The sequence below is a fragment of the Neobacillus sp. FW104-15D2 genome (assembly GCF_058790155.1).
In genome coordinates this window covers 215,788-235,243 of sequence record NZ_JBYTCJ010000002.1, presented here as the reverse complement: position 1 = coordinate 235,243, position 19,456 = coordinate 215,788, and the positions used below count along the sequence as shown (strand labels likewise).

The window sequence follows — 19,456 nt, the reverse complement described above, 5'->3', positions numbered from 1 at the left end:
AGCAATGTCTGACCATCCAATACAGGGATTAATGACCACAGCCATGGAAAGCTTAAAGGAAATGATTGATGTTAATACAATCATAGGCGACCCCGTTGAAACTCCAGACGGCAGTGTGATACTCACAGTTTCAAAGGTAGGCTTTGGGTTTGCAGCAGGAGGCAGTGAATTCAAGCTTGAGGGATCTGGAGATGGACAGGGCCAGAGTTCTGGACAAAAAGGGCACCCCTTTGGCGGCGGAAGCGGCGGTGGTGTTTCTATTACTCCAATAGCCTTTTTAATTGTAAATTCACAGGGTGTTAAAATGCTTCACTTGGATGAAAGTACACACCTATATGAAAAGATTTTGGATTTGGCCCCTCAGGCAGTTGAAAAAATCCAAAGTATGCTTTCTAAGAAAGATCAGCAGCAAGGCGGCGGTCAAAAGCCTCAGCAATCCGATCAGCAGCAGCAATCTAATTATCCAAAACAAGATCTTGAATTTTAATGAATAAGGTTAATCTTCCGTGTTTGGGAGGTTAACTTTTTTCCTGTAAGGGACAGGGAATTTAATAAAAAGCGGGGCCTTTTTATAAATCCTATTAATTGCAAAAAAGATTCTGAAAAGATATAGTTATTTCGTGTACATAGAACAAAGGAGGAAGAAAAAATGGCAAATGTAACATTTAAGGGAAATCAAGTAACACTATTAGGTAATGAAGTAAAAGTAGGGGATAAAGCTCCAGATTTTAAGGTTCTTGCAAATGACCTTTCTGAGGTTTCTCTTGAAAATACAAAAGGACAAGTACGTTTAATTACTTCTGTTCCTTCTCTTGATACAGGTGTTTGTGATGCAGAAATTCGCCGTTTTAACCAGGAAGCTTCTCAGATTGACAATGTTAAAATTTTAACCGTCAGTGTAGACCTTCCATTTGCACAAAAACGCTGGTGCGCAGCAGCTGGCATTGAAAATGTTCAGACTTTGTCTGATCACCGTGACCTTTCTTTTGGTGAAGCTTATGGGGTAGCTATACAGGAGCTTCGTCTGTTGGCACGTGCAGTATTTGTTGTCGATTCAAGTGATACAGTTACTTATGTTGAATATGTAAGCGAAGCTACTGAACATCCAAATTACGAAGCAGCAATCGAAGCGGCTAAACAAGCAAAATAATATCGTTCTGCGAGGAAAAGGCTCTCTGCAAAGAGGGTCTTTTTTTGCTGTTAGACTGAGTGTCTAGGCACTCCAGTAATTAATGTGTTACCTGTAAACTTAATGCTGAGGTGAGTCCTGATTACTTGTTAAAGCAGATAATCATGGCTAAAATAGGTAAGAGAATTAAACGGGAGGAAACAGGATGAAAATCTCTCCGGTAGAAAAGTTATTTACCGCATTTAATGAAACAGCCCTTCTTTTACAGGAAGAGCTTTCTTGTACATTTCTGGAGGCGGTTGCTGAAACAGGAGAAAATTTATTTCAGCAGGCCATTCTTCAGGAGGAAATAAGTGAGCTTTCCGTCAGAAGGCTAAAAAAGGTTTATGAAGAAATTAACTTGGACAAGTTTTCAAATGAGGAAATAAGAAAAGCCTACCAGTTAGTTATCCTAAAAGGAATGAAAGAAAGTGTACAGCCAAATCATCAAATGACCCCTGATTCGGTTGGGATGCTTGTAGGTTATCTGGTAGAGAAATTTATTAAAGCGGCTTCCTATAGGATATTAGATCCGGCTGTCGGAACAGGAAATCTTTTAACAACGGTATTGAACCAGCAATCAAATAAAAAAATTGAATCTGTAGGGATTGAGATAGATGATATTTTAATCAGGCTTGCCTACGCAAACTCCAATTTACAGGAGCACTCCGTAGAACTTTTTAATCAGGATAGCCTTGAGCCTTTATTTATTGATCCTGTAGACGCTGTTATCAGTGACCTTCCTGTCGGGTATTATCCTAACGATTTGCGAGCTCAGGACTATCAGCTAAAGACAGAAGAAGGGCATTCCTATTCCCATCATTTATTTATCGAACAAAGCTTTAAGCATACAAAGCCAGGAGGATATTTATTTTTTATTATTCCAAATGGCCTTTTTGAAAGCCCACAGGCTCCCAAGCTCCGAGAATATTTGAAGGAAAATGCAGTCGTTCAGGGAATTGTCCAGCTTCCCCTTACTATGTTTAAGAATAAGAACTCCGCGAAGAGTATCTTTATTCTTCAAAAAAAGGGGGAGGATATTAAGATACCCAAACAAGCAATGCTTGTAAATATGCCGAGTTTCTCTAAGGCAGCAGAAATGGATAATGTTCTTCGGAAAATTGATAAATGGTTTTTGGAAAATAAAATGTGATTACACGCCGGCTTCTGCCGGTTTTCTTATGCTCTTTGGCTGGAAAATTTTAATTCCATTAACTTATGCTTTTATTAAGAGGGAATAAACATTGAAGGATTTTTAATTATGGCAAGTATCTGAAAAGATGTTTATTTCAGTGAAACCGTTAAAAATTTGTGAACTACCTTGAAATGAGCTCTGCACCGTGTTTTAATGAGTAAATTGAGAGATACTCAATTAGGCACCATAAAAGTTGTACTAGATAAAGACATCTTCCAATGATGTTGTGATATAGAAGGAGCGGTTGTTAAATGGCAAAAGTTATTGCAATCAATGCCGGCAGTTCATCATTAAAGTTTCAATTATTTGAAATGCCGGGTGAGGAAGTTATTACAAAAGGTTTAATTGAAAGAATTGGCTTAAATGATGCCATTTTTAATATTACGGTAAATGGGGAAAAAATTCAGGAGATTACTGACATTCCAAATCATGCTGTTGCTGTTAAGATGCTGCTTGATAAGTTAACCAAACTGGAAATTATTAAATCTCTTGATGAAATTGACGGTATTGGCCACAGGGTTGTTCACGGTGGTGAAGCCTTCAATGATTCTATTCTGATTGATGACGAAGTACTTAACAAGATTGAGGCTTTATCTGAGCTGGCTCCTCTTCATAATCCAGCAAACTTAACTGGAATCAAAGCTTTCCAGGACGTTCTCCCAAATGTACCTGCGGTTGCTGTATTCGATACAGCTTTCCACCAGACAATGCCGGAAAGTTCTTACCTATACAGCTTGCCATATGAATACTATGAGAAATATGGTATTCGTAAATACGGGTTCCACGGAACCTCCCATAAGTATGTTTCACAGCGTGCATCTGAGCTTCTGGGGCGTCCTGTCGAACAGCTTCGCCTCATTTCCTGCCACCTTGGTAACGGAGCAAGTATAGCTGCCATTGAAGGTGGAAAATCCATTGATACATCCATGGGCTTTACACCGCTGGCTGGTGTAACAATGGGAACACGTTCAGGAAATATCGACCCTGCATTAATTCCTTTTATTATGGAAAAAACCAATAAAACAGCTGAAGAAGTACTTGATGTTCTCAACAAAGAGAGCGGTATGCTTGGAGTATCCGGATTCTCAAGTGACTTAAGGGATATTGAAGTGCAGGCCAAGCAGGGAAATAACCGGGCAAAGCTGGCACTTGAGGTTTTTGCAAATCGTATCCATAAATATATCGGTTCCTATGCATCACGCATGTATGGTGTAGATGCTATTATTTTTACTGCTGGAATTGGTGAAAATAGCGATGTAATCAGGGAGAATGTTTTAAAGGGCCTTGAGTTCATGGGCGTATACTGGGATCCTGCTCTTAACAAGGTAAGAGGGGAAGAAGCTTTTATCAACTATCCTCATTCTCCCGTTAAAGTATTAATCATTCCTACAAACGAGGAAGTTATGATTGCAAGAGACGTTGTCCACTTTGGTAACATCAAGTAATTTTAAAAAAGCAAAAATCCGATTAGGATTTTTGCTTTTTTTTAGCTAACCAGAATATATATCCCTAAATTCTGAACGCACGACGGACACGATGTCCTAGTCAGGCGAAAGGCACACGATGTGCCGTTTTGAGCGTGATAAGTAAAACTAGGGCATCCGCCAAAGGGACTTGGCGAATGCCAAGTTTTTCTAATAAAACGGCTGCAGCATTTTGATTGGCTGGAATCATTTGCTATACTGAAAGAAAATATAATGCCTATGGATTGGGAGGATACCAGCCATGCAATTAACCAGTCGGGAACAATTGATTCTGCATGAAATTAAAGACTGGGAACAAAGGCTTCTAAGCTATGAGCCAAATGATTTCCAGCTAACATATGAAAAATATCTTGAACGGGGCTTTGCACTATTGCCTGAAAATATTCAACAGCAGTTTTTTTCAGTTATAGACACTTGGCTGTTTCATCTCCATGCTCTCATACAGGGTTCACAGCTTCAAATAGACGCCAAGGAAAGAATACTTTCGGCAGGGAGAGTTTTTAATAGCAGTCTTGAAAAAGTGGAGGATTTAAAATCTCTGGATATTGATCAGCTTCAATATATTGCGCAGCAGCAAATAGCCAGACACCGTTTATATTCTTTTGCTCAGGGTGGAATAGCTGGAACGGGAGGAACTTTGCTTCTTGGAACGGATATTCCTGCCATTGCCATTATTAACCTTAGGGCTGTCCAGTTAATTGCTATGACATACGGGGTAGAAGTGAATACTCCTTTTGAGATGATGACTTCATTAAAAGTATTCCATACTGCAACACTTCCAATAAGAATGCAGGGAGATGGATGGAGAAGTTTGGTGGAAGACACCAACCAAAGACACGAACGTTATTTTTATGAAGGCAACGAGGAATTAACGGATACAAGCTGGCTAGAACAGCCAATCCAGCAAATTTTTAAAGCTATGGTAATTGCCGTTTTTAAAAAGAAAATGATTCAGGGCATACCCCTTATTAGCATGGCAATTGGTGCAGGGGCGAATTATCAGCTTACCCGGAGGGTGACTGAATTCGCCCAAAAATATTACCAGCTCCGCTATTTAAGTGAAAAAGGAGATGATTTGGCTTGAGTCTCGAAGAGCACAAAAGAAAAGCTCCCCACTTGGTTAATTGCAAGATCATAACTGTCAGTGATACAAGGGATAAGCAAACTGATAAAAGCGGCCAGCTAATGATTGAACTGCTTGAAGCGGAAGGACACCACATTATCGACTATACTATCGTGAAAGATGATACGGTAGAAATTCAAGAAGAAATATTAAAAGGGTGCGAGATGCCAGAAATTGACGTAATCCTGACAAATGGTGGTACGGGTGTAGCCAAGCGCGATGTTACTATAGAAACAGTACAAAAACTTTTAGAAAAAGAAATGCCTGGGTTCGGAGAAATATTTAGAATGCTTAGCTATCAGGAGGATATTGGTTCGGCAGCCATTTTATCAAGAGCAATAGCAGGGGTTATCAAAAATAAAGCCATATTCTCTACGCCAGGGTCGAGTGGTGCAGTTAAGCTTGCTATGAAAAAACTGATTTTACCGGAAATGGGCCACGTAGTTAGAGAATTAAAAAAGGACTTATAAAAAAGAAGGAGGGGTGTCCGTGAAAATGGGACAACCCTCCTCTTCCTTTTTTTAACTTTAAAATTATTGTTTTTAGTGACCGCAAATGGGTTCTGAGAGCAAAAGGGATAACTAAACTGGTTACCGAAAAAGATTGTTACTACTTTTTTGATTACTGGTGCATTTTAGCGGATATTCCCTGATTGGTACGGTACCAGAGCCAAAGATCATTTATTACCGAGGCAAGATCGGCTATTTCTGAATTAAGTGCACAGGAACGCGGGAAATTACTTTCATTTGAAAGCTCGGTTTGTTTCTTGTTAATAACCTCTTCGAGGTCAGCAATTCGATCAGGAATTCCTCCGCGAATTTTCTCCCACTGAAACAGTAGCTCCTGCTGTGTTCGTTTGTTAAACTCTTCCCATTCCTTTTCTAAATCTGGAATTGGGATACCAAGCCTTTGATCAAAAATAAAGTAATTTTCCATTTTATCTTTATCCCCCAGGGTGTTAGTGGTTTTATTTTACTATAAAAATACCCATGTATATATTGAAAAGGTTTTTCGGACTAATTTAAAAGCACGCGTCCCAAACAGGAACACGTGCTAATATATTCAATTATTCATCTTTTTCAGTTCTGACGACAAGTACATCACAAGGAGCATAACGAGTAATATGTTCTGAAACACTTCCAATTAAAAATCGTTCTACCGCATTAAGTCCAGTCGCCCCGCAAATAATTAAGTCAACCTTATGTTTTCTGGCTAAATCCTTAGGAATCCTGACTTTAGGTGAACCAAATTCGAGTATATAGTCAATACTGCTAATTCCTGCCTCAATTGCTTGCTTTTTATATTTTTCAAGCAGTTCCACAGCATATTTATCTGCCCGTTCCGCAATAGTACGATCATAAGCCTCTACAGAAGCAAAAGTACGAGTGTCAATCACATGTGCCAGGAAAATCTTTGCATTGTTTCTTTTTGCAATCTCAATTGATTTTTTAAAAGCCCACTCCGCTTCCTTGGAACCATCCACGGCAACTAAAATATTTTGATATTTAAGTCCCATCGTCAATCCCTCCTTACCTAAATTATACAATAATTCGTCACACATAAATGTAACAATATATCGAAAAATAATAAGGTAATTAATCGAAGGGAGACAGGGAAATGAGTAAAAATGAACCTAAGAAACAAACGAATTATTTTGAAATGGATGAGCAGGGATTAAATGAGGTAAGCGAGCAGATTATGGGTGCTTATAATAGTGGTTTTATGGGAGAAGAAGAGGCGAAGCAAAAGGCTCAGCAAACTATAACTTCAGAAGACTTAACTTAACTTTGAAAAGCTGCGTAATTTGCAGCTTTTTTTTAGCTAATCAGAATTTATATCCCTAAATTCTGAACGCAAGACGGACAGGAAGTCCTAGTCAGGCGAAAGGCACAGGACAAGGAAAGCTTCGTCAGCTTTGCCTCGCACGAAGAAAAAGCATAACTTTTTCGAGGATGTGCCGATTTGAGAGTGATAAGTAAAACTAGGGCATCCGCCAAAGGGACTTGGCGAATGCCAAGTTTTTCTAATGTAGAAAAAAACATATATAGAAGGCATATAACCATAATTTTTGTGAAAAGTTGGGTTGTTACCCATACGGTGTTTTGAATTCTGCATATTCTTTAAGTGTAAATAAAAAATATGAGGAGGAAAAACATTGAGCCCAGAAATTCAGGCAATGCCTACTGAGGTTTATTATGATCATTCTTCAATAGATCCTAATGATGAAAGAATTCGTCCATTTGGATTTGGAGGGTTTGGCCGCCCAGGTTTTGGATTTGGAGGGTTTGGCCGCCCAGGTTTTGGATTTGGAGGGTTTGGCCGCCCAGGTTTTGGTTTCGGAGGTTTTGGACGTCCAGGCTTTGGATTTGGCGGTTTCGGTGGTCCATTTGGATTTGGCTTTGGACGTCCTTGGGGCTGGGGCTTTGGTGGACCATGGGGCTGGGGGCTGGGCGGGCTTGGATTAGGACTGCTTGCAGGAGCAGCCTTATCCCCTGCATTATATGGCGGCTACGGATATGGCTATGGTTACCCTTACTATTCGCCTTATTATCCTTACGGAGGTTTTGGGTATTAAAACTAGAAAAATGAAAGCTTCGCGTTTTATCGCGGAGCTTTTTTGGTTTTTATGAAATAGAACATGGCCAAATAAAAGCAGGATGTTAAAAGAAAGGAAACAAATCCAGGAGAAAAGTTTTTGGGAATAAGAAAAAAGAAACAAACACCTGCAGCGATTGCACAGAGGGCCTCCTTGTTTATACGATAACTGCCAGAAGAGATAGCAATCAAATCATTTTCGGATAAGGCTGCTTTTTTAATTACCAGGTAATCAATAATAATGACAGCGGAAAGAGGGATAATGAAGGTTCCCAAATACGAAATATATTTTTGTGCCCCATTTACTAGCTGTGGGAATCCACTCAGAATAATTGCCGCAACGCCAAAGATAAGGGAACTTTTTACTCGCCCTAATTGATGAAAGGTGTTTAACAAACTAAATCCCCCGGTATAAGCGTTATTCATATTAATCGATATCATGGATACACCAACACAAATCATTAAGATCACAAGTATCCACTTAGAATCAATTAGGGATGAGGCGCCGGCAAACGGGTTCCAATTACCAATGAGTGCTGCTGAAAAGGCTGCAAGCATGGAAGTTATTAAAAAACCTACCCCATTTCCTATTAGCAGTCCCCAAAAAGCCTCTTTAGGTGTTCTGCTATATCTTGCCATATCTGAAGAAGCACTTACACCAGATATGTATTGGACAAAGGCTAAGCTAGAATAAAGGAAAAAGTGTGAAGCCTTCCATTGATGGTTAAAAAGTGTTCCTGCTTCATGATGGACAGCTGCATAATGAACAAACAAATAAATCAAAATGAGCTGGCCGATAATTAGGACAGGCATAAATAATCGGGAAGCTTTTTTAACAGCCTCAAATCCAATTAGAGCTAGTAATGCCATAGTCAGTGCCAAAGAAAGAGAAATAGGCAGCAAGGAAAGCTTTGTTCCTGTAAGCTTTTTAACAATCTCAATAAGTGCTATTGTGCCTCCGATAGTTTGGACTGCAAACCAATATAAAGAGGTAATTACCCTGATAGGGGAGGCGATAAATCTGGTGAGGCCCGTTCCGAGAAGTCCGCGAATAGCATACTGTGCAGGAAGGCCGTATATAGCTCCAGGCATTGCCAGTGCAGAAACAAATATAAACGAAGCAATGGCCCCAGCCAAAGTTGCAGCAACTGCAGCGAAGAACGAGAGGTTACCGTTTAGTACTGCAAGGGCTGGAACAAGAAAGTTGCCTGAGTTCACTGAAAAGGAAAGCTGAAGGATAAAGTAATCGAACCAGCTGGTTTTTCTTAGTTCATTGGGAACAGACTCAAGCCCCCATTTTTCAATTTTTGCAGATTTGGATACTTGTACTGTCACGATTCTAATCCTTTCATAATGGATTTCCATTTATTATATTACAGATATTTTGATAATAGGGAGAAGATATTCCTTTTTACTATTAAAAAATGATAGGATAAGCAGCCCAGTTTCGTTAAAATGTAAGTGTTTTCATTTTTGTGCTTTAATATTAACATTTTTCACTTTATTCTCATGGATGAAGGTGTTATATTTAAAGCGGTTTATTCCATATAGATAGAAACATATTAATTGGAGGCATGCGTAATGCAGATCGGGGTACCTAGAGAAATAAAAAACAATGAAAACCGTGTAGCTATGACACCTGCTGGGGTTGTGAACCTTTTAAAGTTTGGCCATCAGGTTTATATTGAGAAAAGCGCCGGGCTCGGCTCAGGATTTACGGATGAGGATTATACAGCCGCTGGAGCAGTTATTGTTGAGACTGCGCAAGAAGCATGGTCCATGGAAATGGTTATGAAGGTAAAAGAGCCTCTTCCAGAAGAATATACTTATTTCCGTGAAGGATTAATTTTATTTACATATCTTCATTTAGCACCAGAACCAGAGCTTACAAAGGCTTTAATCGAAAATAAAGTTGTGGGTATTGCTTATGAAACAGTTCAGCTTCAAAATGGGTCACTTCCATTGCTAACTCCAATGAGCGAAGTAGCAGGAAGAATGGCTCCGCAAATTGGAGCACAATTTCTTGAAAAAGTAAATGGCGGGAAGGGAATCCTTCTTTCAGGCGTACCTGGTGTTCAAAGAGGAACAGTCACAATTGTCGGCGGTGGGGTAGCTGGTACCAATGCAGCTAAAATGGCAATCGGCCTTGGAGCAAAAGTAACTATTATTGATTTAAATCCTGATCGTTTACGCCAGCTTGACGATATTTTTGGAACGGATGTAACCACACTTATGTCCAACCCTTATAATATTGCGGAAGCAGTAAAGGAATCTGATTTGGTTATTGGCGCTGTTTTAATTCCTGGTGCCAAAGCTCCTAAATTGGTAACGGAAGAAATGATTCAGTCAATGTCTCCAGGAAGCGTAGTGGTTGATATTGCAATTGACCAGGGCGGTATTTTTGAAACAACTGACCGGATTACCACTCACGATAACCCAACTTATGTTAGACATGGTGTTGTTCATTATGCGGTTGCGAATATGCCAGGAGCAGTTCCGCGTACTTCTACTATTGCACTGACTAATGTTACAGTGCCTTATGCAATTCAAATTGCGAATAAGGGCTACAAACAATCGTGCCTAGATAATCCTGCTTTATTAAAAGGAATTAACACTTTGGATGGCTTTGTAACCTATGAAGCCGTTGCTGAAGCACACGGTGTTGAATTCTCAGATACAAGATCCCTTCTTGAAAAAATGTAATAAAAAAAATCCGGGATGATTATCCCGGATTTTTTCTCTTCATTTCATCTATACACTTGTAATTCCTTTGGAAACTTAGTTAAAATTTCAGCTCCGTTTGCTGTAATGACAACATCATCTTCAATTCGCACCCCTGCAACATCAGGAACATAAATGCCTGGCTCTATGGTATAGACCATTCCTTCCTGAAGAACAAGCTGGTTTGTTTCTGTCATAGAAGGATATTCGTGTACACTAATCCCAAGACCATGTCCAAGCCTGTGAGGGAAATATTCTCCATATCCGGCTTCTGAAATTATTTTTCGTGCAGTTAAATCAACTTCAGCACAAGTTGCACCAGGTTTGCTTGCTTCAACAGCAGCAAGCTGAGCTTTAAGAACTGTATCGTAAATTTCCTTTTGTTTTTCGTTAATATCTCCGTAAGCTACTGTTCGGGTAATATCGGAGCAATAACGATCAATAACTACCCCAAGATCAAAAAGAACTAAATCCCCTTTTTGAATTTTAGTTAGCCCTGGTGTTCCATGGGGAGATGCTGCGTTTGCACCGGTAAGTACCATAGTAGCAAATGACATCTCGGTAACTCCTTTTTTCTTTAACGCAAACTCAACTGCGGAAAGAATTTCAAGCTCAGTTTTTCCTTCTTTAATTTCCGCTGCACCGAATTCAACAGCATAGTCGGCAAGGGCACAAGCTTCTCTGATGATTTTTAATTCCTTTTCATCCTTGATCATTCGAATCACTCTTAATTTTTCCTCTGCTGAAACAAATTCTGCATTTGGAAAAAGAGATGAGATTTTTTCATAGCGTTCCACATTCATATGCTCTTTTTCTATCGCAACCTTTGAAGGACGCGAAACTCTTCCTGCAATGGACTTGTTAATTAATTCCCATGGATCTTGAATATCACTGTAGGCGATAATTTCCTGGCTCCAGCCAGTCCGTCTGACACTGTGCTTTTCCATTCCGGGACAAACAAGGAATGGCTCGCCTTCCTGAAATACAGCAAGCCCCAGCAAACGCTCATGTGGATCACTATAAAAGCCGCTTAAGTAAAAAACATTTTCAGAAGATGTCAGGAAAGTTACCTGAACATCGTTTTCCTTCATCCACGCTATTAAATTTTCTAATCGCTTGTTCATTTTTATGCCCCCCACTACTTAATATAAAAAGCTTAGCAAGTTAAAAAGAAAAGCGCAAGCGCCCGTTAACTGCCTCGAGCCCCTAGGCGTTGCAGAGGGACAACTCGTAGGAGCATAGCGGTTAGAAGTTTGGCTTATTATCGAGGATGGGATGGACACTAGCTGCATCAAGTATCCCCTTTCGGTATACATGTTGCAAGATACTCGGGAGGATGAAAACTCGCCGGGCGCTGGAGCTAGACAATAAAGTTTAATTTAAGATTTATTTTGAAATCTCATTTTTTGCTAATATAAAATGAACATGATAGTCTAAAACTATTCCGGGTGGTTAAAAGAAGACTCCCTGATTAAAAATTCCAATTGTTAATTCGAAAGGAGAAAAAGTATGAGAGTTTCCTATCATGGCCATTCAGTTGTGAAAATTGAAAGCAATGGAAAAACAATTTTTATTGATCCTTTTATCACAGGGAACGGGCAAACTGATTTAAAGGCAGATGATGTTAAACCTGACGTAATCCTGCTTACACATGCTCACGGAGATCATGTGGGTGATACTGTTGAATTGGCAAAGAAGCATGGATCCCTTGTGGTGGGCAATGCTGAAATTGCTGACTATCTCGGTAGTAAAGGGCTTAATACACATGCCATGCATATAGGGGGTTCCTATCAATTTGATTTTGGAAAGGTGAAATTAACCCAGGCTTTCCACGGATCAAGCTTTTCTACTGAAGATGGACAAATTATTTATGGCGGTATGCCAGCGGGAATTTTATTTATGAATGAAGGGAAAACGGTTTATCATGCCGGGGATACTGCATTATTCTCCGATATGAAATTAATAGGGGAACGTCACCCGATTGATTTGGCTCTTCTTCCAATTGGTGATAATTTCACCATGGGTCCCGAGGATGCCGCATATGCCGCAAAGCTTCTTAATGCAAAAATTGTTGTTCCGATCCACTATAATACCTTTCCTCCAATTAAGCAGGATCCTCAAAGATTCATTGAAATGCTTGATGGCCAGGAAGGAAGAGTGCTTCAGGCTGGGGAATCAATTGAACTTTAAAACTTTTAAAAATTATGTAAAAAGCCAAATTCATTTTGGCTTTTTTTTATTTTAGCTAATCAGATTTTACATCCATAAATTCTGAACGCACGACGGACAGGAAGTCCTAGTCAGGCGAAAGGCACAGGATGTGCCGTTTTGAGCGTGATAAGCAAAACTAGGGCATCCGCCAAAAAGGACTTGGCGAATGCCAAGTTTTTCAATTCAAATCTCCTAGACACGACTTTTTTCCCTTGCTAAAGCATAAAAATGAAACAAGCTTTGTTTTAAGGAGGTTCATATGAAGAAAAACCGTTATTTGCTTTGCCTTTTGGCGGCCGGATTTATGCTTTATTTTGCAATTCCAAGGATGAATTTTTCAGGTGGAGGCTCCCAGGCGTGGTTTGCTTATTCATGGATTTTACTAGCTTTGTGTGTGGCAGCCGGTAACCTTTCCGGATTGCTATACACACCTCGCAGCCGGAAAAATATCGAGGGCATGAACCGAAAACCGCAGAAAAAGGGAAGCCGATCATTTTTGGAATAAAGGGATAAGATGCCATCTTATCCTTTTTCCTTATACAGGCTTAGTTTACTCGAGACTTTTAACACCTTATAATAATAGATAGGAAGAATCTCCGTTGCCGGGGGTTTAGGAAATTGCGGATAAAAAAAGGGTGAGGGTCTTGGCTACAAAGCATGAACAAATTCTGCACTATATTGATGAACTCCCCATTGGAGAAAAAATATCAGTCAGGCAAATCGCAAAGGCGATGAGTGTGAGTGAGGGTACGGCTTACAGAGCAATTAAAGATGCTGAAAATAAAGGGTATGTAAGTACGATAGAAAGGGTCGGCACTATTCGTATTGAAAAAAAGAAAAAGGAAAATATAGAAAAGCTAACGTATGCCGAGGTGGTCAATATTGTTGATGGACAAGTTCTTGGCGGCAGGGCTGGATTGCATAAAACCCTTAATAAATTCGTCATCGGTGCTATGAAGCTTGAGGCTATGATGAGATATACGGGAGCAGACAATTTGCTAATTGTCGGAAATCGGATTAAAGCACATGAACACGCACTAAAAGCTGGGGCGGCAGTTTTGGTAACTGGAGGATTTGATACAGAAGACCATGTTAAAAAGCTTGCGGACAAATTGCAGCTTCCTGTTATTTCAACAAGCTATGATACGTTTACAGTAGCAACTATGATCAATCGCGCTATATATGACCAGTTAATAAAAAAGGAAATTATTTTAGTAGAGGATGTTCTTACCCCAATATCCTCAACTGTCTATTTAAAAACAACGGAAAAAATAGAAAAGTGGCATCTGCATAATCGGGAAACTCTTCACAGTAGATATCCGGTTGTGGATGATAATATGAAAATCCAGGGAATGGTTACTTCTAAGGATATAATGGGACAAGCTTTGGATACATCTATTGAAAAAGTTATGACCAAAAGTCCAATGGCTGTGAGCGGAAAAACAAGCATTGCCTCCGCCGCTCACATGATGGTCTGGGAAGGAATTGAGGTTCTTCCTGTTGTTGACGATTCGAATCGGCTTGAAGGTATTATCAGCCGTCAGGACGTATTAAAGGCACTGCAAATGAACCAAAGGCAGCCACAGGTTGGAGAGACAATTGATGACATTGTAACGAATCAGATGGTACTGACAAAAGGAAGACTAAAGGGTGAGGAGATTTACCGATGCGAGGTAACTCCGCAAATGACGAATTATCTCGGTACTATATCTTACGGTGTTTTTACAACTATAGTCTCAGAGGCAGCAAACCGGATTCTCCGCAGTTATAAGAAGGGTGACCTTGTAGTAGAGAACATGACTATTTATTTCATCAAACCTGTTCAAATTGATAGTGTTCTTGAAGTGGTTCCGAAAGTCCTTGAGGTGGGGAGAAAGTTTGGTAAAGTTGATGTAGAAGTTTTCAATGAAGGAACACTTGTCGGGAAAGCTATGATGATGTGCCAGTTAATTGACCGCGCTTGAGATTCCGGATATGGTATATACAATAAAAGAATAAAGCCGCTGTCCAGGTGCGGAAGCGGCTATATACTGCATAAATTATTTTAAATTCTTTGCTTCTTCAATAGCATATGGCTGATAATATTTATAAGCCTTTACTCCGTTCCAAATGCTTAAGCCGCCCATAATGACAAAAACAACGGCAATAATATAGGTCAGAGTGGTTTGGTAGAGGTAGATCTGGTTAAGGCCGAACAGCGTCACAAAAAGACCGAGTGCAATTGAAGATTTGGCAGACAGCCATTTTTTCTCAACAGGACGGTGGCTTCGTACAAATCTTATTTTATAAAATACATAGAAAACAAAAGAAAGAATAATAAAGAAAACAAACACTGGCATTTTAGTTCCTCCATATTTGGGCAATCTTCTTACATTTTACAACTTCATATCGTAAAATGCCATATATACCTTTTACCAGGTTTGTTCTTTGAATGATTTAAATAAAAATTCAAACAATCTAAGGAGAAAATATGAAAGAGAAAATACTAGAAACAATAAAAAAGTATGAAACAATAATTATCCACCGCCATGTCCGACCCGATCCGGATGCTTATGGATCCCAGGGTGGACTTGCTGAAGTCTTGAAAACGTCATTTCCGGAAAAAAATATCTACACGGTTGGTAAAGAAGAGTCCTCACTTAATTTCCTGAGAAGGCTTGACCAAATTGATGATGGGGTCTACGAGGGAGCGCTTGTCATTGTATGTGATACAGCCAATCAGGCAAGAATTGATGACAATCGGTATTCATCCGGAGATATGTTAATCAAGATTGACCATCATCCAAATGAAGATCCCTATGGAGACCTGCTATGGGTTGATACAGAGGCAAGCTCTGTAAGCGAAATGATTTATGAATTTTATTTATTTGGAAAAGATAAAGGCCTTAAAATGTCTGATGAGGCTGCAAGGCTTATATATGCGGGAATTGTCGGTGATACAGGTAGATTTCTCTTTCCAAGTACAACGGAAAGAACTTTTGCCTGCGCTGGCGAGTTAATTCATTACAATTTTTCAAGAACTGATATTTATAATAATTTGTACGAAATGGAACATAATCTTGTAAAGCTAAACGGTTATGTACTGCAAAACTTTAAGCTTCACGAGAATGGTGCTGCATCGGTTTCCCTGCCAAAAGAACTGCTTAAGCAATTTGACGCTGTGCCTTCCCAGGCATCCCTATTGGTAAGTGTATTGGGCGAGGTGAAGGGAATTAAAGCTTGGGTGTTTTTTATAGAAGAAGAAGACCAGATTAGGGTTCGCCTACGTTCAAAGGGGCCGGTTATTAATGGTCTTGCCCGCAAGTTTAATGGGGGAGGGCACCCGCTTGCTTCAGGTGCATCCATCTATTCATGGGAAGAGGCTGCCTCAGTGGTAGAGGAATTGGAAAGAGTCTGCCAAGGAGCAGAATAATAAAACTGCTGGAACATTTGGCTTCTTTGATGTTAAGAATTGGCCGCCGAAAGTGAGTCTATTTTGCTTTTAAAAACAACAAAGTTTAGGAAATGAACCTAAGAATAAAAGGGGCGGTTGAAAATTCCGCCCCAGTAAATAGATATAATACTAAAAATGCTTGCGCTTTTTCATTCAAGATGAAGATGGATCTGAATAGAAAGTGTGGTATAAATGACAATTTCTTTAACCTCGAGCCGATACCGCTTATCATTAAACTTAACTCCCCGGTTTTCAATTACCTTCTTCAATAGATCCCTGCTTTTAAAAACAGTATCAAGATCCTTGGCTTTCATCATGCCAATATCTTCTTTAATAGCATCTTCAAGCTCAAAAACACTAAAAGAATCAATTCCATATTTCTTATAATTTTCCCAGTTGGTAATCCTTACACTGATATCCTGAATTTTTAATAACTCAATATTCTTCTTGTTTAAAGCTTTGTATTCATCCTGCCAAATTTTAATATCCCCTGTTAAATCCCTAATTGTTTCTTCCTGCATTTCAAGCTTCTTCGTATTTTCTTCCTGAAGTACACCAAAAATATATAAAAAGATAACCCAGCTGATTAAACCGCCGATTACCATTCCTGCAAGCAATCGCTGCCAGGCAGGACTTTTGTATAAGGGAGGAATTCTCATGACGAGATATGCTCCTGTGTCAGCCAGTTAATAATTAAAGCCCCAGTTTGTGCGCCTCCTGTTGCTGACATGATTAACAAAAATTGCTTAAAAAGGTCTTTAGTATCCCCGTTAAACAATCCCCTTTCAAAGCTATAAAAGGTATCAAAGGTTCCGCCAATGGCTGCAACTATGGCCCAAATCCGCAATGAAGCAGACATACGATATATAGCTGTGAATGGGGGCTGTCCTGTTAAAAAAGAGGCAAGACCTCCAACTAAAGAACCTCCCAGGAGAACACCCAGCGCCATAAAGTAACTTTCAATAAACGACGGAAAAAATCCAATTTCCCGCATCACACCAACCGCCTCATTCTGATTTTATACCTCATACTTCATCATATGGACGGCCCCATGTATTTATGTTTTTAGAATGTTTCTTTGATCATAAAGTATATAAGCATTAATTAATGTCTAGCTTAAGGGAACCTTGGAGTATCTTTCATCAAGAATGACCGTTAGGTGATACCTGGTGCAGCTAGTGTGCATCCTGCTTCCCCTTAAGAGAAGTCAACTTCGAATCGTTTTAAGCTTCTGCCGCAACAAGTATTGGTAATGTGCTCCTGCTGCATAGACCATTCAGAGAAGCTTATGATCAGCTCCTCTCTGCTGCTTGATGAATATTTAAAGATGATGAAATCACAGAGTTACCTCGGGCAGTTGCTTCGCCAAACGGTCCCTTTCGCTTTTTAAGTAAAAATGAGAACATATTTTCTTTTTATGACCTTGAGCTCTATAATATAGTAAAGAGAAACAAAAGTAGGGGGTGAGCACAAGTGTCATTTATTCACCTGCAAGTATATAGTGCTTATAGTTTGCTAACTAGCACTGCCCGAGTGGAAGAGCTGGCGAGAGCGGCAAAAGATAGAGGGTTTTCAGCGATTGCCCTGACAGACAGAAATGTGATGTACGGCACCATCGCTTTTTATAAAGAATGTTTGAAGAATAATATAAAACCTATTTTGGGGCTTACTGTTGATGTAGCTAATGCTGAAAATGGCAGTTCTCCGCTTGTATTACTGGCTAAAAACCTTGAGGGCTTTCATAATCTTATAAAAATCTCAAGTGTTGTCCAAACAAAGTCCCCTGAAGGGATTCCATTAAAGTGGTTAAGGCACTATACAAATGGATTAATAGCCCTAACTCCGGGTAAGGATGGGGAAATTGAAAGGCTTCTTCTCCAAGGTGAGAAAGACAAAGCCAGAGAAACAGCGGAGCAATGGGGAAGTCTTTTTGGCAGGGAAAACTTTTATCTGTCCATTCAGGACCATTCCTTAGGGATCGAAAAGGCTCTTAACGAAAAAATATTTACCATTGGAAAGGAATTAGGAATTGGACTTGTAGCATCCAACCAGGTCCATTATCTAAACAAAGAAGATGCTTTTGCCCAGGAGTGTCTGCTGGCAATTAAAAATGGAGATAAGCTTCAGGATGACCACAGAGAAAAACTGGGCAGTGACCAATATTACTTAAAAACTGAAGCAGAAATGGTAAATTATATATCGGAATACCCCGACGCCATTAAGAATTCTGTTCACATTGCTGATAGCTGTAATGTGGTATTGGAACTTGGAAAAAAGCAGCTCCCTAAATACCCTGTTCCTAACGGCAGGAATGCAGAGGAATTTCTAGAAGAAATATGCTTAAGCGGAATGAAAACACGTTTTTCATCCTCTGGAAAGGAATACATTGACAGACTGAATTTTGAGCTAGATATTATTAAAAAAATGAAGTTCAGCGATTACTTTTTAATCGTTTGGGACTTTATGAAATACGCCCGAGAAAATAATATCCTAACAGGTCCAGGACGCGGTTCGGCAGCTGGCTCGCTGGTTGCTTATGTTTTGCAGATAACGGATGTAGATCCCATTGCCCACAATCTCTTGTTTGAACGGTTTCTAAATCCCGAACGGATTTCAATGCCTGATATTGATATTGATTTCCCAGATCACCGCCGCGATGAGGTTATTCAGTATGTTGCCCAAAAATATGGAGAACTGCATGTTGCCCAAATTACTACGTTTGGAACAATGGCGGCTAAAGCTGCTTTAAGGGATACCGGAAGGGCATTCGGTTTAAACCCTAAAGAATTGGACCAGTTGTCCAAGCTAGTTCCATCACGTCTTGGAATCAGTCTTAAAAACGCATTTTCAGAGTCTGAAGCATTACGAAGCTTTGTAAATGAAAGTCCCAACAATCAAAAGCTTTTTAAAACTGCCAGTATGCTTGAAGGACTGCCAAGGCATACATCTACCCATGCAGCTGGTGTTGTAATCAGCGAGTTTCCCCTTGTCGAAATGGTTCCCATTCAGAAAGGGCATGGCCAGGTCTATCTTACACAATATACAATGGAACATCTTGATGAAGTCGGCTTGCTAAAAATGGACTTTCTTGGTTTAAGAAATTTATCCCTCATCGAGTCAATTTTAATGTCAATCCAGCGTAAAGAAGGTAGAAAAATTGATATTAGAAGTCTTCCCTTAGACGACGAGGACACGTATGAACTGCTTGCCAGGGGAGAAACAACTGGAATTTTCCAGCTTGAATCCGAAGGGATGAGGAAAGTTTTAATGAGGCTTAAGCCTACAAGGTTTGAAGATATTGTAGCGGTCAACGCCCTTTATCGGCCAGGGCCGATGGAAAATATTCCTTTGTTTATTGGACGGAAACATGGCATTGACCAGGTGGAATATCCTCACCCTCATCTTAAGCCAATTCTATCCAATACATATGGCGTCATTGTATACCAGGAACAGATTAGTGTGACACGTTTCGCATAAGGAGATAATCCGAAAAGCGACATACTCCGAAAAGGAGTAGAGAACTTAT

At 39.8% G+C, this 19,456-nt stretch carries 21 protein-coding genes; 14 read left to right on the top strand and 7 right to left on the bottom strand.

Annotated features, from left to right (window positions below):
• Nucleotides 1-4: 4 nt before the first annotated feature.
• The 6 genes from ytfJ (at nucleotide 5) to AC3WR0_RS02855 (ending at nucleotide 5,440) form a co-directional block, all read left to right on the top strand.
• Nucleotides 5-487, top strand: coding sequence for a GerW family sporulation protein (ytfJ, locus tag AC3WR0_RS02880; protein ID WP_027320270.1), 483 nt, complete (start codon nucleotides 5-7; stop codon nucleotides 485-487).
• Between the two features lie 162 nt (nucleotides 488-649).
• Nucleotides 650-1,150, top strand: coding sequence for a thiol peroxidase (tpx, locus tag AC3WR0_RS02875; RefSeq protein WP_492550887.1), 501 nt, complete (start codon nucleotides 650-652; stop codon nucleotides 1,148-1,150).
• Between the two features lie 184 nt (nucleotides 1,151-1,334).
• Nucleotides 1,335-2,321, top strand: coding sequence for a class I SAM-dependent methyltransferase (locus AC3WR0_RS02870; protein ID WP_492550886.1), 987 nt, complete (start codon nucleotides 1,335-1,337; stop codon nucleotides 2,319-2,321).
• Between the two features lie 293 nt (nucleotides 2,322-2,614).
• Entirely contained in the window at nucleotides 2,615-3,808 is a 1,194-nt protein-coding gene (locus AC3WR0_RS02865; RefSeq protein WP_492550885.1) for an acetate kinase, read from the top strand.
• Between the two features lie 280 nt (nucleotides 3,809-4,088).
• Nucleotides 4,089-4,931: an EcsC family protein gene (locus tag AC3WR0_RS02860; protein WP_492550884.1), complete on the top strand. Its 843-nt coding sequence runs from the start codon at nucleotides 4,089-4,091 to the stop codon at nucleotides 4,929-4,931.
• Nucleotides 4,928-5,440: a MogA/MoaB family molybdenum cofactor biosynthesis protein gene (locus AC3WR0_RS02855; RefSeq protein ID WP_492550883.1), complete on the top strand. Its 513-nt coding sequence runs from the start codon at nucleotides 4,928-4,930 to the stop codon at nucleotides 5,438-5,440. Before AC3WR0_RS02860 ends, AC3WR0_RS02855 begins: the two co-directional genes overlap by 4 nt.
• 151 nt (nucleotides 5,441-5,591) lie before the next feature.
• On the opposite strand, the gene AC3WR0_RS02850 is transcribed toward AC3WR0_RS02855, so the two are convergent.
• Both AC3WR0_RS02850 and AC3WR0_RS02845 read right to left on the bottom strand, forming a co-directional pair.
• Nucleotides 5,592-5,906 carry a hypothetical protein gene (locus AC3WR0_RS02850; protein WP_492550882.1) on the bottom strand — a complete coding sequence of 105 codons (315 nt, stop codon included), beginning with the start codon at nucleotides 5,904-5,906 and terminating at the stop codon, nucleotides 5,592-5,594.
• A gap of 130 nt (nucleotides 5,907-6,036) precedes the next feature.
• The gene (locus AC3WR0_RS02845) at nucleotides 6,037-6,486 is read right to left on the bottom strand and encodes a universal stress protein (RefSeq protein WP_027320263.1); all 450 of its coding nucleotides are present in this window, start codon (nucleotides 6,484-6,486) and stop codon (nucleotides 6,037-6,039) included.
• A 101-nt stretch (nucleotides 6,487-6,587) separates the two neighbouring features.
• Between AC3WR0_RS02845 and AC3WR0_RS02840 the strand changes: the two genes are divergently transcribed.
• Both AC3WR0_RS02840 and AC3WR0_RS02835 read left to right on the top strand, forming a co-directional pair.
• Complete coding sequence (locus AC3WR0_RS02840) at nucleotides 6,588-6,755, top strand: hypothetical protein (protein WP_492550881.1); 168 nt, start codon at nucleotides 6,588-6,590, stop codon at nucleotides 6,753-6,755.
• Between the two features lie 391 nt (nucleotides 6,756-7,146).
• Nucleotides 7,147-7,545 carry a hypothetical protein gene (locus AC3WR0_RS02835; protein ID WP_492550981.1) on the top strand — a complete coding sequence of 133 codons (399 nt, stop codon included), beginning with the start codon at nucleotides 7,147-7,149 and terminating at the stop codon, nucleotides 7,543-7,545.
• Between the two features lie 26 nt (nucleotides 7,546-7,571).
• On the opposite strand, the gene AC3WR0_RS02830 is transcribed toward AC3WR0_RS02835, so the two are convergent.
• Entirely contained in the window at nucleotides 7,572-8,900 is a 1,329-nt protein-coding gene (locus AC3WR0_RS02830; RefSeq protein ID WP_492550880.1) for a cytosine permease, read from the bottom strand.
• Between the two features lie 246 nt (nucleotides 8,901-9,146).
• Here AC3WR0_RS02830 and ald point away from each other — a divergent pair, with 246 nt between their 5' ends.
• Complete coding sequence (gene ald / locus AC3WR0_RS02825; RefSeq protein ID WP_492550879.1) at nucleotides 9,147-10,268, top strand: alanine dehydrogenase; 1,122 nt, start codon at nucleotides 9,147-9,149, stop codon at nucleotides 10,266-10,268.
• Nucleotides 10,269-10,312: 44 nt separating this feature from the next.
• On the opposite strand, the gene AC3WR0_RS02820 is transcribed toward ald, so the two are convergent.
• Nucleotides 10,313-11,410 carry a M24 family metallopeptidase gene (locus AC3WR0_RS02820; RefSeq protein WP_492550878.1) on the bottom strand — a complete coding sequence of 366 codons (1,098 nt, stop codon included), beginning with the start codon at nucleotides 11,408-11,410 and terminating at the stop codon, nucleotides 10,313-10,315.
• 385 nt (nucleotides 11,411-11,795) lie between these two features.
• Here AC3WR0_RS02820 and AC3WR0_RS02815 point away from each other — a divergent pair, with 385 nt between their 5' ends.
• From AC3WR0_RS02815 to AC3WR0_RS02805, 3 genes are all read left to right on the top strand, one after another.
• Complete coding sequence (locus tag AC3WR0_RS02815) at nucleotides 11,796-12,476, top strand: metal-dependent hydrolase (protein ID WP_027320260.1); 681 nt, start codon at nucleotides 11,796-11,798, stop codon at nucleotides 12,474-12,476.
• A gap of 280 nt (nucleotides 12,477-12,756) precedes the next feature.
• A complete protein-coding gene (locus AC3WR0_RS02810; protein ID WP_492550877.1) occupies nucleotides 12,757-13,002 on the top strand; it encodes a hypothetical protein in 246 nt (81 codons plus the stop codon).
• Between the two features lie 139 nt (nucleotides 13,003-13,141).
• The gene (locus AC3WR0_RS02805; protein ID WP_492550876.1) at nucleotides 13,142-14,461 is read left to right on the top strand and encodes a DRTGG domain-containing protein; all 1,320 of its coding nucleotides are present in this window, start codon (nucleotides 13,142-13,144) and stop codon (nucleotides 14,459-14,461) included.
• A 75-nt stretch (nucleotides 14,462-14,536) separates the two neighbouring features.
• Here AC3WR0_RS02805 and AC3WR0_RS02800 read toward each other — a convergent pair whose 3' ends face one another.
• A complete protein-coding gene (locus AC3WR0_RS02800) occupies nucleotides 14,537-14,836 on the bottom strand; it encodes a YtpI family protein (RefSeq protein ID WP_492550875.1) in 300 nt (99 codons plus the stop codon).
• Between the two features lie 131 nt (nucleotides 14,837-14,967).
• Here AC3WR0_RS02800 and AC3WR0_RS02795 point away from each other — a divergent pair, with 131 nt between their 5' ends.
• The gene (locus AC3WR0_RS02795) at nucleotides 14,968-15,909 is read left to right on the top strand and encodes a DHH family phosphoesterase (RefSeq protein WP_492550874.1); all 942 of its coding nucleotides are present in this window, start codon (nucleotides 14,968-14,970) and stop codon (nucleotides 15,907-15,909) included.
• A 170-nt stretch (nucleotides 15,910-16,079) separates the two neighbouring features.
• Here AC3WR0_RS02795 and ytrI read toward each other — a convergent pair whose 3' ends face one another.
• Nucleotides 16,080-16,589, bottom strand: coding sequence for a sporulation membrane protein YtrI (gene ytrI / locus AC3WR0_RS02790; protein WP_492550873.1), 510 nt, complete (start codon nucleotides 16,587-16,589; stop codon nucleotides 16,080-16,082).
• Nucleotides 16,586-16,924, bottom strand: coding sequence for a sporulation membrane protein YtrH (gene ytrH / locus AC3WR0_RS02785; protein WP_027320254.1), 339 nt, complete (start codon nucleotides 16,922-16,924; stop codon nucleotides 16,586-16,588). Before ytrH ends, ytrI begins: the two co-directional genes overlap by 4 nt.
• Before the next feature lie 479 nt (nucleotides 16,925-17,403).
• On the opposite strand from ytrH, the gene dnaE reads away from it, so the two are divergent.
• Nucleotides 17,404-19,407: a DNA polymerase III subunit alpha gene (gene dnaE / locus AC3WR0_RS02780; protein WP_492550872.1), complete on the top strand. Its 2,004-nt coding sequence runs from the start codon at nucleotides 17,404-17,406 to the stop codon at nucleotides 19,405-19,407.
• The last annotated feature ends 49 nt before the right edge of the window (nucleotides 19,408-19,456 follow it).